Annotated in this window: 15 protein-coding genes; 3 read left to right on the plus strand and 12 right to left on the minus strand. The window is 45.1% G+C overall.

The window, feature by feature from the left end:
- Positions 1–377 precede the first annotated feature (377 nt).
- The 7 genes from CA267_RS13340 to CA267_RS13370 all read right to left on the minus strand — a co-directional run bounded on the left by CA267_RS13340 (position 378) and on the right by CA267_RS13370 (position 8,208).
- Positions 378–1,175 (minus strand): Crp/Fnr family transcriptional regulator, encoded by a 798-nt coding sequence (locus tag CA267_RS13340; RefSeq protein ID WP_075610754.1) that lies wholly within the window; start codon positions 1,173–1,175, stop codon positions 378–380.
- Between the two features lie 944 nt (positions 1,176–2,119).
- Positions 2,120–2,341 (minus strand): hypothetical protein, encoded by a 222-nt coding sequence (locus CA267_RS13345; RefSeq protein ID WP_139316275.1) that lies wholly within the window; start codon positions 2,339–2,341, stop codon positions 2,120–2,122.
- 28 nt (positions 2,342–2,369) lie between these two features.
- Positions 2,370–3,539, minus strand: a complete 1,170-nt coding sequence (locus tag CA267_RS13350) for a CsgG/HfaB family protein (protein ID WP_075610753.1) — start codon at positions 3,537–3,539, stop codon at positions 2,370–2,372.
- A complete protein-coding gene (locus CA267_RS13355; protein ID WP_075610752.1) occupies positions 3,526–4,917 on the minus strand; it encodes a DUF6844 domain-containing protein in 1,392 nt (463 codons plus the stop codon). The genes CA267_RS13350 and CA267_RS13355 overlap by 14 nt, the downstream gene beginning before the upstream one ends.
- A 51-nt stretch (positions 4,918–4,968) precedes the next feature.
- Positions 4,969–5,589, minus strand: coding sequence for a penicillin-binding protein activator LpoB (gene lpoB, locus CA267_RS13360; protein WP_075610751.1), 621 nt, complete (start codon positions 5,587–5,589; stop codon positions 4,969–4,971).
- 28 nt (positions 5,590–5,617) lie between these two features.
- A complete protein-coding gene (locus CA267_RS13365; RefSeq protein ID WP_075610750.1) occupies positions 5,618–7,009 on the minus strand; it encodes a COG3014 family protein in 1,392 nt (463 codons plus the stop codon).
- 584 nt (positions 7,010–7,593) lie between these two features.
- Positions 7,594–8,208, minus strand: coding sequence for a TetR/AcrR family transcriptional regulator (locus tag CA267_RS13370; RefSeq protein ID WP_075610749.1), 615 nt, complete (start codon positions 8,206–8,208; stop codon positions 7,594–7,596).
- 152 nt (positions 8,209–8,360) lie between these two features.
- Here CA267_RS13370 and CA267_RS13375 point away from each other — a divergent pair, with 152 nt between their 5' ends.
- On the plus strand, positions 8,361–9,167 hold the full coding sequence (locus tag CA267_RS13375; RefSeq protein WP_217358033.1) for an SDR family NAD(P)-dependent oxidoreductase: 807 nt from the start codon (positions 8,361–8,363) through the stop codon (positions 9,165–9,167).
- A 13-nt stretch (positions 9,168–9,180) separates the two neighbouring features.
- Complete coding sequence (locus CA267_RS13380) at positions 9,181–9,576, plus strand: VOC family protein (RefSeq protein ID WP_075610747.1); 396 nt, start codon at positions 9,181–9,183, stop codon at positions 9,574–9,576.
- 598 nt (positions 9,577–10,174) lie between these two features.
- Here the strand turns inward: CA267_RS13380 and CA267_RS13385 are convergent.
- Genes CA267_RS13385 through CA267_RS13400 form a run of 4 tightly spaced genes read right to left on the minus strand, consistent with a single transcriptional unit; the run spans position 10,175 to position 12,872 of the window.
- The gene (locus CA267_RS13385; RefSeq protein WP_075610746.1) at positions 10,175–10,735 is read right to left on the minus strand and encodes a DNA-3-methyladenine glycosylase I; all 561 of its coding nucleotides are present in this window, start codon (positions 10,733–10,735) and stop codon (positions 10,175–10,177) included.
- The gene (locus CA267_RS13390) at positions 10,732–11,718 is read right to left on the minus strand and encodes a saccharopine dehydrogenase NADP-binding domain-containing protein (RefSeq protein ID WP_075610745.1); all 987 of its coding nucleotides are present in this window, start codon (positions 11,716–11,718) and stop codon (positions 10,732–10,734) included. The genes CA267_RS13385 and CA267_RS13390 overlap by 4 nt, the downstream gene beginning before the upstream one ends.
- Positions 11,715–12,116, minus strand: a complete 402-nt coding sequence (locus CA267_RS13395) for a VOC family protein (protein ID WP_075610744.1) — start codon at positions 12,114–12,116, stop codon at positions 11,715–11,717. Before CA267_RS13395 ends, CA267_RS13390 begins: the two co-directional genes overlap by 4 nt.
- A gap of 9 nt (positions 12,117–12,125) precedes the next feature.
- Positions 12,126–12,872 carry an SDR family NAD(P)-dependent oxidoreductase gene (locus tag CA267_RS13400; protein WP_075610831.1) on the minus strand — a complete coding sequence of 249 codons (747 nt, stop codon included), beginning with the start codon at positions 12,870–12,872 and terminating at the stop codon, positions 12,126–12,128.
- Between the two features lie 107 nt (positions 12,873–12,979).
- On the opposite strand from CA267_RS13400, the gene CA267_RS13405 reads away from it, so the two are divergent.
- Entirely contained in the window at positions 12,980–13,864 is an 885-nt protein-coding gene (locus tag CA267_RS13405) for an AraC family transcriptional regulator (protein ID WP_075610743.1), read from the plus strand.
- Between the two features lie 337 nt (positions 13,865–14,201).
- Here CA267_RS13405 and CA267_RS13410 read toward each other — a convergent pair whose 3' ends face one another.
- Positions 14,202–15,668: an SLC13 family permease gene (locus tag CA267_RS13410; protein ID WP_075610742.1), complete on the minus strand. Its 1,467-nt coding sequence runs from the start codon at positions 15,666–15,668 to the stop codon at positions 14,202–14,204.
- Positions 15,669–15,715 lie beyond the last annotated feature (47 nt).

A 15,715-nucleotide genomic window follows, 5' to 3' on the forward strand; every position in this document is an offset into this window, starting at 1 on the left:
GGTAGCACATACTTATCATCTACAGTGAGCTTTTTCAGGCTCACTGCTTTTATATTAGCTCCAACACGGAAGAAGAAATATTGTAACAATAAAAGATATTTTAAATCAAAGCGTTAGGTTATTGATTTCTATTTCAAATAGGGTGGCTAAGCGTCGAGAGTTCTGCGCGTAGCCAGGCGGGATTTCGTATGTCATAGCCGACTATGGCCAGAAAGGGCAACGATGCTAGGCGCACAAGCTCGTTATTGAGCGGCGCGGTTTATCGCGAATTTAGTCTATTAGCTATTCTACTCAACACTCGCCAAATGGCCCGCTTACAATAAGTGCTATAAAACGAAAATGAAGCTCTCCGTTTACGCCTGCCAAAAACGTTCGCGTTAAATATTTGCGCCATGAGCGCTGGCAGAAACAGTGGCACTGGTGACGCGAGTAACCCTGTGAATCGGTACAATACGAGTTGCATTATTGAGCCAAGGCAGCAACCGCTGCGCCTCTTTTCGAACTACGCCATAACATTCACAGCTTAACGATTCGAGTTGACTGCGGTTTAGCACGTAAATGTGACCTCTGTGGTATTTAATTGCTCCCATACGTTGCAATCGACCGGCAGCTTCTGTAACACCTTCACGGCGCACACCCAACATGTTAGCTATCGTTTCCTGCGTTATTACCAGTTCGTTACCTTGCAGTCGGTCCAGAGCCATTAACAACCAACGACAAAATCGCTGTTCAATAGAATGATGGCTATTGCAAACGGCTGTTTGTGACATTTGAGTGATCAACGTTTGGGTGTAACGCAGCACGGTATTTAATAAAATACCGTGAAGATTAAATTCATCTTTTAAGCGCTGCCCAGGTATTCGATAGGCATGGCCGGAGCTTTGCACCAAGGCTCTGCTAATAGTACTATCGCCGCCCATACACAACGGGATGCCGACTAAGCCTTCACTGCCAATCATGGCAATTTCAGCGCACGCACCGCTTTGCGTCCCGTGTAATAAAGACACTATACAATTGGAGGGAAAATAGGCATAACGCAGAATGTCGCCGGGCTCGTATAAAACCTTCCCCAAGGGTAAGTTGACCAAATCCATATAGGGATATAATCGCTCTTGAACGTCGAGGGGCAAGATTGCCAGCATTTGATTTTGCTGAAGGCCCTTTAGATAAGGCATGTAAAACTCCGTGAGTATTTATGTTCAAAACCCGTTAGCGAGAAAAGTGGTCTATCCTTCCCATGCAGTAGGCATTAAACATAGAATCAATTAAATGGCTTAAATCTGGCACCCTTGATTTAAGCCTTTGTCATTACTGAGTTTTATCTTTACGAAGAGGCAGCGATGTACCATTTGACGTAACAGCAAGATTGGTACTGCAAATGGAGCGTTTTTCCTACAATTGTACTTAGCCGTTAGTTGCAGCTGAGCATTTTTCCAGCTCCGATAACAGATGTTTAAGGCGGTTGACGATATCGAAAGACCACAACCAAACCCAGTTAGCCCGGAGCTAACGAGTAGCAGCATCTTCCGTTGCAGGTGTCGAATTAAAACTTCCTCTACAGCGTCTGGCTCTAAAGGATGATCCCTATCATGTTTCTGAGCCTGAATTACTGCAGCAGGAAGTGCATCTACTCAGAAAATATTGCAAGAAACGTACCCATCAAGAAGTTAAAGCTGCATTGGCTGAAATTAACTGGCACTGCTGCGCCTGAATATTCCTTTGCGGGAAATGAAACTATTCCTTGAAATTTCCATTGCGAGTCCTTCTGCTCAGATTGAGCAATGAATCTTCAATACGTATACCTTGTATGTTAGTTATCGGGCATAACATAAATTTAACATTAGTTTAAAATCGATAATGTTGCACGGGTTATCACTGATGATAGGTACGTTGAATATTAATCCTATCTCTGCACTACCCGCTGTAAGCCGCAGAACACAGCTGCGTAATCCATAAAATTTTAACTGGTCCAGTAAACGAATCTTCGCTCGAAATAATAATTGGAGCTAGCGCTTCCATGCAGGGGGGACAACAGCTTCTATTTATTGAGCCATGGCCGCCTAAGTTTCAGCGCTGTACAAGAAAAGCGTTTTGCTGGTACTCAATGAATTGGTGCGGCTTATTCATTTGGCGACTGAGCAAAACGGTGGGTCATGTAGCCATCCACTAATCGGAATAGAGCATATTCTTTTGCTAACATTTTGCCTCCCGATGGCTGGCCCAGACTCGCTGACGTTCTTCTTTCTGGATGAGTTTTTATCGCTCTAAATTGGTTTGCCAGGAGATAGCCGATGCTGCGGTTTTCCCCCAGTGAAGAACGTTCACCCGGAGGGAATTCCACAGAATCGTTTAAGGCAATAGATTAATTATTAATTTGCTCTGGAACCGGGAAGGATTATCCCGCCACTCGATCCTACTTCAACCGAGCCTGGGGTAGCGCCAAGCCCGTCATCCACAAATTGGCTTCTTGCTAATCGTAAGATGCCGCCTTTCATCCTTCGCCAGTCACCTTCTAATACTCTGGCAATTGAGTACTTCGGCTTGGTCTCAACAACCTCTACAGTACCAACCAACAGCTCTTTATACCCCAGCGATTCACCATGGTAGGGATCAATCAGCTTTTCGCCACGTTGGAACGCGGAGTACGTTTGACCTGCTTCAATAAATCCGCTGCCGACATTGATGGTGACTTCGTTTAATGATGTACTAATTATCCGCAGAGGGTAGATAGCATCAATGATCTGCTCACTAATTTTTTTTCCCGTTTGTTCGAGCCCCTCGCTTGCATATACTGAAAGCGCGCCCTGTTTCATTACTTGTCGTGTGGCTAGTAAAATTACGCTGTATTTTACTATGCCCGAAGGGATTTCGCCGAGACGTTCGCCGGTAAGGCTTAGTGCGTATTCGCCGCCTTCAGGCGCCTGCGCATTTTCCTTATACTCGCCAACGATCAAATAATCTAGCCCCATCACCTGGCCAATTCTAATTTGCTCTTTTTGCGAAGCATCACTACTTAACAGTAGCGCTTTTTCTTGTTCGTATTCATCGTTGTGCTGACGATCGAGCACAGCGAATCGGCGGCTGGAAACAAGCGCGGCCTGTAGCCCGTCGGTGAGGTCGCTACTATTTATCCCTGAAAAGGGTGAAACTACAATTTTTCGCCGTTTTTCGGACGCTGGGCCGGGCGAATTATATTCAGCAAAGTAGACATCCAATGTGGCCGTACATCTTTGGTCGCAGGTTATGTCAGCAATTTCGTAACCTTTTACGCCACCACGGGTTTTTAGCGACGTGCCTCCAGACAGAGAGTGTTGCGTCTCGACGTTTCCGTTCGTCTTTTGCTGCATCATCAGTCGGATTTGTTCATGATCCACGTCTACGCCTTTAAACTGACCTACCGCAGAAATGAGGGCATCTTCAGTCGCTAAATGTTCGTTGGCACCATAACCCGTAGCACTGACTGTCACTATTCGTTCCGAAGAGGCGAAGGCTGCTGCTGACAAGCTTGCCAGCAGCAGAACACATTTAAAAGTTTTCATCGTCGCTATCTAACCCTTCATTGCTGCCCACTTTGTAGCGCGTGTCTTTCCCGGTACTTTTTGGCGAGCTACGTTTTACGCCTTCTTTAAAGCTTCGCGTTGATTTTTCCGTTTCAGGATGCCATAACATAACCACGCCGTTGATTTCCCGGTTAGTGATAGGGTGTTTAACAGTCCATTGAAACGCTGTTTGTATTCCCACTAAACCTTTTACAGAAGAGGTCATTTGAGACATTTGCTGGGTTTCATTGATTAGTTTTGTGACCGTTTCTTCTACAGTCTCAGTATCGCGGTTTTCTGTTAGCGTAGCGGTGGAGTCTTTTCGGCGATCTTTGCCCTTCGTTTGCTCAGATTCCACTTTTCCTCTTAAGTTGTACGCTTCCGCAAAGTTTGCCAGCGCACTGTTACGAGCAGAAATAAAGCTGAATTCGCGATTGTCCACACAAGACTCATAGTCACTAGGGTTACAGTCGTTTCCGGCCATACCAAAAGACGCCAGTACTGGATAACCTTTTTCATCCCAAAGTACTTTGGTTCCTATAGTGAACATCAGATTTTCTTTGTTCTGGACAAGATATTCGTTAATAGGCTGTTTGGCGCGATTAGGTTGAGGAGTGATGTTCCCCTTGCTTTGTCTGAAATCTGCCAGCATATTTTTCATTTTATTTGACGTTGCAATCACTACAGCAACTGCGGTATTGCCTTCGTCGTCTGTCGCTTCATACGACTTCAAGGTCATGGTGCCGCTGATATCTCCTCTTGCTCGCGTTGAGATGGTTTGAGTAATGGCCTTCTGCATCATGAGCTTTCGTTTCGTCGGAGGAGCTGAAGCGTATTGAGCTGGATCTACCCCCAGCTCTTCCAACTCTTCATTAATTACTGCATCGCTTAGCGCCACTAACTTATCCAGTACAGCCCCCAGCATATTGGAGCTTTGCATCTCTTCTGGAGAAAATTCAGGTAACTGGTTCGATTTAAACGAACGTCGAATGGTTTCTGAAGAAACATCGAGATAAAGTTGACGCAAAAGTTCCTCGCGCGCTTTTTGCAACGCTTCCTGATATGCCAGCACGCGAGCATCTCCCCACCCGGGATGAGTGGGGCGAACTGAAATCATCGCTGCACCGGAATAAATAAACACTTGTTTGCCTTTCTGACGAAATTGCTCCCTTTTCCTATCCACGAAAGCTGTAGCCTGCTCGCTAACATGAGCATAAGCGTCATCTATGCCAGTATTTTCTTTTACTTCTTCAACAGTTGCGGCAGGTTCTTGGGGAGATTCCACCGCAGGATCAGCTATGTTTTCCGGTGAAGTTTGAGCATATACAGCTAGTGGGGAAAGTAGCGTAATTAAAGTAATGAGGAGGCTGGTTTTCATGACAATCCTTAATTAAAAAGGCCATACCCGAAGAGTATTGCCTGTGGTCCCTTACCAAGTAACTGAATCGTTACTGACTTTTTTGGAAACCGGATATTCACCTTCCCAATATGCAAGACCGGTTTCTAATTGGGTCAGGGTTAGCTGAAAATAATAATCAACTAGCTGATTGGAACGATCCAGCCGATTTGTACGCTGGATGATCTTTCCGCTAAGGCTGAAATCCGGCGCAATAACTTGGCCGTCTTTTTTCACCGTGGTCTGATTGACCATTTTGGATTCATTCAGCTCCCGTACCCGGGCGGTCATTTCATCCTCTGCTCCGGACAACCCAATAGCGGTTGTAGTTAGAAATTTCCCACTGTTTAACAAACCGACACGGATTTTCTTGGTCAGCTGGTCGGTATCAATACGTTGGGAGGTGTCATTGATTATGTTGGATACTGCCATAATATAACGACCACCCTGTGCTGCTTGCGGGTGAACCAAAAGCGGACTACTGATGATATCGTTAAGTGCATCATTTGCAGCATTGTTGAAATCCGAAGAAGATAAGCCCGCAGTAACGTACTCACCAGAGCGAGTATCTACCACCTCGGTACTTTTGCAGCCATTAAGGAACAACGCTGCCGCTACCATAACCAAACAGGATTTCTGGTTTATTATTTTCATTTTTTTAATCTCTTTTAGCTTCAATTTCTTACATTAAGTGGATGGTAGGCGTTACCAGCGGATTCATTGCCTTTACATACACAACACCGGCATTAGGTTCTGTTAATTCGACTTCTAATGGTGTGGTGAGATGTTCTGCGGCAATTTTTACGCGGCCATCGGCAGGGCGAGGTAACATTACGGCCTGAAAGTTTTTAGGCAATAGAGACCAGGAACGCGTGTCTGCCTCTGTTGATAAACCTTGAACAAAACCCGCAGCCAATCCCAGAAGGGGGTTATGGTCGTTAATTTGTTTTTGAGCAACCGTTTTTATCGCCGTACGTGTGATTTCACGCGTGAGAATCAGTGGGAATTTATCTTTAAAGTCAGCCTGAATAATTCTGTCCATGTCTGCAACAGAAGTGGCCTGAATATCATTAACGGAAAATACGCCGAGAGTTTCCTCCCGCTCTTTCAGTTTAGGTAAAGCGACGCCAGCATAGTTGATATTGCTAGACACGAGGTATAAAGGTAGGTTTATTTCGAAAGCCTCTTTCTGAGTGGCTTCACCATTTTCTATAATGACCCACAGGTAATCGTTTTGCGCAGTGGGATTTGCTCTTAGCGACTTCGCATAATCTAAGGTGTCCTTAGCAGCCAGAGAACCTGTCAGTGCTACTACGCGCTCAAAGCTGTCGATGGCTTTTTCAATATCTGCTGCGTCGTTCGCATGACGTAGAAAGAACAGGCCATGCATAAAGGTGGAAAACGGGTTAACATAGCCGTCATAGGCTTTCCAACCTGACATATCGATACCTTGTTGTGCCAACAAATCATTGGCGCTAGCAACGCTTTTATCTATATCGCTAGCTTCCGCATCCTCGTCATCTTTTTGATTTTCCAGCTCTTCCTTAGACTTGTTAATCTGCTTTGCAAAAAACTCTGCGGCTCGACGCTGGCGGTCATCAGAACGGTTCCATTCCACACGAGCATTGGCAATGTCGCCTAGGGCCTCGAAATTGATAGCCTTATATGTGTTTACCATTACGGCATCGTAAAGTGTTTGTTCGTAATCCAGGAACGTATCATTAGTCAGCATCGAACCTATTTGCTCGCCTCCTGACTCAAGTACGTTTTCTGTATCTTCGCTATACATCACATCTTCGATCATATCGAAATAATTAGTGCTGGAGGCAAAGTCACCCTTCATGCGGTATAGCAAACCAGCTTGCATTGCCCAAAGTTGGTCATCAACGCTTTTCTTTTCAGGGTCGAATCCTGATTCTGTCTGAGCAAAAGAGATTGCGCCATCAAGATTATGTTGCTGTAAGTTTGTATAAAGAGGCGAGTTGGAAGTACCAGTACTACCGGTTAAATCTGATGTGCTGACACATCCAGACAAAAGAATTACAGGTATAATGGAAGCAAGACAACGCTTCATGAACATTTCCTTATGAGAGTTATATGATTAATTTAGAAATCGGATTTAGCAGTACATGTACTTGGTTAAAAAACTAATGCGATAATCTAAGGAGCTTATTTTTATTGACTTCAACCATCTCGGGGATGCTAACTTCACTACAGGCTGTCAGTAATTCAACTGAGGTCGCTAACAAAAAACCAATTAATTTCAACATGGTGATACTGTCAATTTTTAAGTGAAGTATTGATAGAAGGACGTGGGGAAACTGAGACACATCCTTGTCACAATACAACTATTTTCGGGCGGAGATATTACCTAACAAAACTTAATCTTGGGTATGAAATAAAATGCGCTAGTATAAACGCGAGTGGGTGAAATGTGTTGGCGCCCGCAAAGAGAAAGGCTTTCGACATATAACCTTAAATATTTCACAATTGATAAGATGAAAGACTGCTGAATTTTTATTCATTCATACTTGCCCTGATGCTCTGACAGCCTCAATTGAAGAATAAATATCTCTATATCAACCTATTTAACTAAAACTTTAGCACTTGGTTGAAAAATAAAGCTAATGGAAAGTTGTCGAGTCTTGCATCAACTATTTAGCTCAAAAGGTACGAAACTGACTTCCCCGTGGCACTAGCTACAGCTAACGCTCTCGCTTTCGGCAAGCCAGAAAATGCGGCTGCAGATAATCCCTGAAGTGTTACCACTATGTAATCAGCAAGAAAATCCGCTTTATCCGGATATTGCTGAAGAACGAAGTCTTTAATGTATATTCTGGATAGCTCCAAATACTTATTGGAAACCGCTCGAGCCTTGTTATCATCAGCCCTCAGCCCCTCTGCTACCATACATCCTTTTTTTAAGTCCGACTGCGTATACAGTTCTGCAGCACGTTGAATAAGTTCACTCAGTGCTTCAACAGTATCTCTTCCATCTGACAGTATTTCGTCTGCTGGTAAATTCCCTTCAGCAATATAGGCTTCGAGACACATCTCAAAAAGATTCACTTTACTACCATATGCTGCGTAGAGGCTTGGTGGATTAATTCCCAGCGTCCGGGTAAGTTCAGCTATACCAACAGCATCAAAGCCGCGCTGGTGAAATAAATCCTTCGCTATTAAAGTCCCTTTCTCTTTATCAAAGATTCTTCTCGAGCCTTGCCTTTCACTTTTCCGCACGCTTTCTTGAGGATGGGATTTTGGGGTTATCATAATCTTGCCTATTTCTAATTTTTCACAGCGGACTTCTTTACCCAGAAGGCGTAAAGAGGTGTCAGATTATCTCCGCATCGTCAAATGTTACCATGTTTCTGCAGCGCCAACGATTTACACGATTAAGTGATTTTTCGCCCAAAAAATGAACGTTGACACTTGCTATTGTAGTGACTACTATAGTTATCTTTAGTGATCACTACAATAGGTTTGTAATGTTAAGTATTAATGGAAAAATAGCGCTTGTAACGGGCGCGAGTAGCGGGATCGGTTTTGCTATCGCAAAACATTTGTCAGAAAATGGCCTGAAGGTAGTAATCACTGGAAGAAGGCAAGGCGCGCTAGACGAGGCCGTTCAGAAACTCGGGAATGGCGTCATCGGCATTGTATCTGATGTTACTTCGCAAAGTAGCTTAAATAATCTCTATGCAAAAATTCATGAGCAATTTGGTCAGTTAGACATATTAGTAGCAAATGCCGGGGGAGGGGAGCACGCACCTTTGGGGCAAATCACAGAGGAGCAAATCGACAAACAATTTTCTACCAATGTAAAGGGAGTGGTATTTACCCTTCAGGAAGCTCTGCCCATTTTTGGTGAGTCTGCGAGTGTGATTATTATTGGCTCATCTGCCTCAATTGATCCTGGCGCCACTATGAGTATCTATGGTGGAACGAAAGCAGCAGTAAGAAACATGGTGCGTTCCTGGGTAAGCGAGCTGAAAGGGAAAGGCATTCGCATCAACATAGTAAGCCCCGGCCCGACAAACACTGATTCTCTCAAAGAAGCATTTGGAGAAAATGTCGAGGCTGGTTTAGCTTATTTAACGGATAAGAGCCCGATCGGCAGAATCGGAGAGCCTGCAGAAATTGCCTCAGTTGTTGCTTTTCTAGCTAGTGATTCAGCCAGTTATATAAACGGCGTGGAATTATTCGTAGATGGGGGAGCGTCACAAATATGAAGGTTTACCTGTTATGAGTTTACTAGATCATATTGAAATTCCTGTGGCTGATGGTCCATCAGTCAAAGCATTTTACGAGCATACCCTTAAAGGATTAGGAATGTCTGTTGTAGTGGATATTCCTCCCGAGCACAACAAACACGGTGGGATGCGCTGTGGCTTTGGAGTAGATGATTATCCATGCTTCTGGATCCACGATAATGCTGAGACTAAGGCCTCTTTACATATTGCTTTTACAGCAAAATCCCATGAACAAGTCAACGAACTCTTCAGGCTGGCTTTAGAAAGTGGGGGGAAAGACAACGGTTTGCCTGGGATAAGACAGCATTATCATAATAATTATTATGCGGCTTATGTTTTAGATCCCGAAGGGAACAATATTGAGTTTGTGTGTCAAAAAAATAGTTAAAAGATAAATTCCTGGCAATGTTTGTTGCTGTACTCATTGCCCAGTCGTGCCCCTGGTGTTTGTCCGTTCATCTCATTGACTATCACCAAAGTGTTGGATAACTTTAATAATGGCCGCAGCGTCAGTGCAAATCCGGTGGAATATCTCTGCTGCCTGTTTGTGCGAAGCTGACAATTAGGTGCAGAGGAGTCGTTGGGACTGTGATTGAAGGTGTGAGTTTTGGCTTGCAGTTATAAACGGGCTGAAGAAGTGAGGGCCAGACTATTTCTATCGCCTGCTGCGCCCGGCATCAATTGAAAAAAAGGGACATTATAATAAGGACCTGGAAAGCGGCCAAAAGCCAGTTCATGTACAGTGACCGGATACTAGTATGATATCCAGCCACTTACACATGAAACTTGAATATTTGGGTTTACAGGGTAAGAGTGGTTAAAACTTCATCGCAGTTGAAAAGTAAGCAAAACTTTCTCATCCGAAACGCCCTAAAATCATCCCTGATGGCTCTGCCGGAGCATCCTTAATCCCTTGCTCCAGAAGTTCGGCTAAGAAAATCTCACTTATCGTTTAAAAAGCATCCGCGGTCTCTCCTTGTCGTGGCTTAGCCGACCTGTCTTCTAAAGCAAGTGTCGCTATGGTCGTTGGTAATACCTACCGCCTGCATCCAGGCATAAACGATAGTGGGACCCACAAATTTGAAACCACGTTTTTTCATCGACTTAGAAATAACGCCAGAGAGTTCCGTTTGTGTATTTAGAAAACTCCCTAGAATCACCTTGCCGTTCGTAAAAGACCAACAGTAAGTGGAAAAATCTTCACCTGATGCCTGCATATTGTTGAAGATTTTTGCGCCCTGAATGGTCGCTTCAATTTTGGCTCTTGAGCGCACTATTTTTGAATTGTTCATAAGCGATTCAACTTTCGGTTCATCAAAACTCGCCACCTTTTTAGGATCGAACCCTTCGAATGCTTCGCGAAAGGCTTCCCGTTTTCGTAAGATGATTTCCCAGGATAAACCTGCTTGAAAACCCTCCAACATTAACGTTTCCCACAATAATCGACTGTCTCTCACTGGTACGCCCCATTCGGTGTCGTGATAGTGTTTCATCAAGTCGCTACCCGCGGCCCACGTGCATCGAGGCAAGTTTACTTCGTCGGTCAAGATATTAACTCCATTGTCGTGGTGGGAATATTAAGTATGAAACTACTACCAAACATTTCAGATGGCGTGCGAAACCCTGCTTTAACATTGCCATTGGCAATATTTTTAACCGCTAGAGCTGCTGCTCTTGGCGTAACTGAGTATCCGTTAAGCGTATCCAGCATCGCATGAACTTCGTTGCCATCAACATCAGTCAACTGAACAGCAGCTTGATACCGATTATTTTCACGTTCCTGTTCAGTGGGCCCCGCCGGAAGCGAAGATAAATCGCCCGTTGGAAATGCCTCACCAGAAACGTGAACATAGGTGGAAATGTCTGCAATACGGTTCTGTGCCCATAATGTAATGACTTCCGGTAAAGATACAGGAACACAATCTACCATCCCCTTACCAAAATTGAAGGTCCTAGTAACTGAGTCTTCCGTTTCCGTCAGTTCGTGCGCATGCCGAACAATTAATGTCGGCGTTAAATAGTCGCTGGCGCTGATTGCTGAGCCGCGTGACATACTGCCTGAAACATGTAATGCAACACGAGCTTCTACAGGGTTTGGCATCTGCTTTTTTGCAAAGGCAGTCAGGCAGCCAATCATGGCAACACTGCCGCCACAACCTGGCATGAGCAGTACACCGGCGGCTTTGGCCTCCTCATCCAACGCTTCGGCCAGGTAATAGCTGTCCAGTTCTGCTGAAATATCCAGATAGTGAGTGTTGTTCTTGATTGCCGCCCTCATCAATGGCCTGACCGTTCGATTGAAGGGGCCAGCGCAATTAATAATAATATCGATATCTTTTAAAATTCTGGCAAGCTCGTGTTCACTGCCCAAGGAGAAAACCTTCGACGGCACATTAAACTTTTCTTTAATTACGTTCAGCTTACTTTCGTCACGACCAGCCACAATAATGTTCTGCCCTAAGATGCTAAGCTGCTCGGTTATCATAGCACCTGTATAACCGTAGGCTCCGTAAATCAATATCGTTTTCATGATGTGTGCTGCCAACTTTTATAAACTGCTTCAATAGTATAACCATCAAGATCACAGACCTTTGCGGCGTAATATCTTGGATCGTAATGCAGTCGAGGTCCTGGGGGCTCGATACTCCGGGCACCTGCTGCCGTCGCTGCTTGATGAAAAGCCTTGACTTCCTTTTCGCTCCTGGCGACAAATCCGATGTGAATCATATCAGGAACCGCAATGCCTTCTCGTAGCCAAAAATAAACACGGTTTTCACTGCCAAAGCCATGTAAATCCGGATGATCTGGTGGCCCTTCAGCACCGTCATATTTCAGTTTAAAATGTATTCCAAGAGGGCTAAGCGCCTTTTTGTAGAAGGATATTGCTCGCGCAATATCCGGTGTATTAATGAAAATATGATCTAACATGCTAACCTCCTAGACATTAAAACCGCCGGCAACCTCTATGCGTTGTGCATTAACCCAGTGAGTGTCTGGTGAAATCAGAGCGGCAATTAATTTACCTACATCACCTGGGCGCCCAATCCGACCAAGCGCCGTCTGTTCAGTAAGCAGCTTTTTAAATTCAGGGCTGGCGTCCAGGTCAGTCAAATCGGTAGCAATTGCACCAGGTGAGACTGAATTAGCGCGAATTCCCCGACTGCCATATTCCTTTGCAAGACAACGCGTCCACACATCCACCGCTCCTTTAAACGACGCATATGTGGAGGTGCCTTCAAAGATGACTCGGGTCGTGGCGCTGCTAAGGTTTACGATTGCGCCATTATCATTAATCATCGGCAGGAGTGTTTGAGTGAAAAAATAAGGCCCTTTAAAATGGGTTAAATACATGGTTTCAAAATAGTCCTCCGTAACGTCGCTATAAAGACTGAACCCACCCACGCCCGCGTTATTGATAAGAAATTCAAAACTGTCAACGCGCCATTTTTCTTTCAACAGCGTCTTTAGCGATTCTTTAAAACTGCTAAATGACTTAACATCTGTTAAATCAAGCGGCATTGCTGCCGCGGTTGCTCCGGCCTTACCAATTGCTTCTACTACAACGTTTGCTGCTTCCAAATTAGACTTATAGGTCACAATAACATCATGACCTTTCGCAGCGATTTCTAACGCTGCACTTTTGCCTATTCCTCTGCTGGAACCCGTAACCATTGCAATACCCATTTTATTCTCCAACATTTAACCGTAATCAACGGTAATTAATATAACGTTGGCGAGCGTTAATACGTTATCCTGCAACTATCATTCTTTTGCCTAATACTGTCACATTGATGAAATCAAAGTTAAACGAGCTAATTTCAATAGTTGGCGACATTGCGACATCGGGGAAAACGGATACTGGCATCCCAAGGATAGCCGTTGTCAAAGGAAAAATACCTGAACATAAGCTTTCTGGCCTATACGAGCCGATGATTAATCTTGTCATTCAGGGCAGTAAGCGGCTGAACGTGGGGGGCGATGTTTTCCATTACTCACCTTCAACCTATTTTGTGATGTCAGTAGATCTACCGGCCACAGGAGAAGTGTTTCCCGATACTTCTTCCGGCGAACCCTATATGGCCATCGCCCTGACGATCAGCTCCGCAGTGCTGGGTGAAATACTGGAAGGCTTTCAACCTCATTCCATTCCGTCCGCTTCCAAGGGCTATGGCATAGGTAACATGACCAGCGAACTGTTAGATGTATGGCTTAGGTTATTAAAACTAACGCAAAGGCCCGAGATGATAGCTTTCCTTGCGCCCCTGTACGAAAAAGAACTGTTGTACCTTACCTTGTTAGGAGCACAAGGCGCTGTACTGAGAGACATAGCCATTCAGGGGACGACACTTAAACAAGTCCACACGTCAATTAAATGGATACGGGCTCACTTTAAAGAGGCAATTACAGTGCCCGAGCTAGCTGAAATCGCTGGAATGAGTGAACCGTCTTTTTTTAGAAAATTCAAATCTGTGACATCATTAACCCCAATCCAGTATCAAAAGCAAATGCGCTTGCTCGAGGCCCGCCGGTTGCTAGTGGAAACTGACAGCAGTGCGGGAGCAGTCAGTTATGAAGTCGGTTACGAGAGTCACTCTCAGTTTACCCGTGACTACACGCGTTTCTTTGAGCGAAGCCCTTCAAAGGACGCGAAGGTCATCAAGGCACTATTTATGTAGCCGAAATAGCGATGAAACTCCCTTTCATTAACTTCTAGTACTTCGAAAATTCACGAGGCGGAAATACTAAAAGCAAACAGTTGCTGGACTGATAAAAGGCGCTTTCTTGCTGAGGAGCCATAACACCATATCGCAAAGTTCTTTCAATCTATCAAGCTGTAGAAAGAGCAGCCGAGCCTATACGCTTGCGAGATATCTCTGCTTAGTGAGGCGATGCTATGCACATTGGCTGCGTCTTGTTAGAGCCTTTAGATTCTTGACAGATGAAGAGGGGTATCCTGTCCTAAAGTATACCCACTGATAGTAGAAAGGGTAGGGGGAATAGCCTTGTCAAAAGCTAGAATACCAGTGGTGCTAACCACACAGCAATCGCGGTAACCAGCACAATACTGATAAGGTTAAGCATGAATCCGGCTTTGACCATTTGGGGAATACTGATGTAACCAGAAGAAAACACGATAGCATTGGGCGGTGTTGCCACCGGCAGCATAAATGCGCAACTCGCGGCCAGCGTCACAGGGAGAATAAGCGTCATCGGTGTTCCCCCCATTTCCAGTGCAATCACTGCCACTACCGGCAGAAATGTCGCAGCCGTAGCCAGATTACTGGTTAATTCGGTGAGAAATATCACGAGTGTAGTAGCACATAACACCAGTATCACCACGCCGAAAGCGTCAATATTAAGCAATCCTTCGCCTAGCCATTGTGCCAGCCCCGACGTAGAAACTGCTGCTGCCAGACTCAGACCGCCACCGAACAAGATCAGGATGCCCCAAGGTATATCTTTCATATTTGACCATTCCATCAGGGAGCCGGTAGATTTTCCGTTAGGAATAATAAAGAGCGACACTGCTGCCAACATCGCGATGCCGGCATCAGAAACGCCATCAATGTTCAGCCAGCGAGCAAATAATGGGCGGGTCATCCACGCCATGGCGACCAATGCAAAGACAATACCTACACGCCATTCCTCACTCCGGATTGGGCCTAATGCTTTACGTTGCTGTTCGAGTTCGCTCCTTGCACTGGAAGGTGTAACAAATGATACCGGATAGATCCACCGGGTAAGCACTATCCACGCAATAGGCAACAACGTAACACTTAGTGGTATGCCGATAAGCATCCACTTGGCAAAATCCAGTTGCACACCATAGGTTTCACTCATAAAGCCAACAAGAAAGGCATTGGGAGGTGTTCCCACCAGGGTAGACATTCCGCCAATAGTAGCGGCGTAAGCAATTCCCAGCAGTAGCGCGATTTGAAAATGTTTACGTTCACGAGCCGAAAAATTGCCCGTTTCACCGTCAAGTGTAGAGACAATAGATAAAGCAATAGGCAACAGCATCATAGTGGTAGAGGTATTAGTCATCCACATACTAAGCAGCGCGCTAACAATCATAAACCCCAAGATAATAGAGCGCGCCGAACGGCTAACATAACTCAAGATAAAATAGGCAATACGACGGTGCAGATCCGCCTTTTGCAACGCCGCGGCAATGATAAAGCCACCCAGAAAAAGATAAATGGTGGGGTTAGCGTAGGGGGCCGCGGCAGCTTTAATCGGTAATATACCCAATGGTGCAAATACCACTAACGGCAGTAAAGCGGTTACTGCCACATGAACTGCCTCGGTCGACCACCATATCGCCATCCAGGTCGCGACAGCAGCGGTAAACCACGCCGATTGACTAAGATCTCCTGGTGCAGGCAGTATTGCAATCAGTAAGAAAACTGCCGGCCCCAATAGTAAACCGACTTTTTGATAGGTGGCTTTGTCTTCGCTAGTCTTCTGTGACTCTGCCATGGGGATGTTTTTTGTCACGTTCTGTTACTCCTGGGCCATTAGAACAG

It is taken from the genome of Alteromonas pelagimontana (assembly GCF_002499975.2).
GTDB lineage: Bacteria > Pseudomonadota > Gammaproteobacteria > Enterobacterales > Alteromonadaceae > Alteromonas > Alteromonas pelagimontana.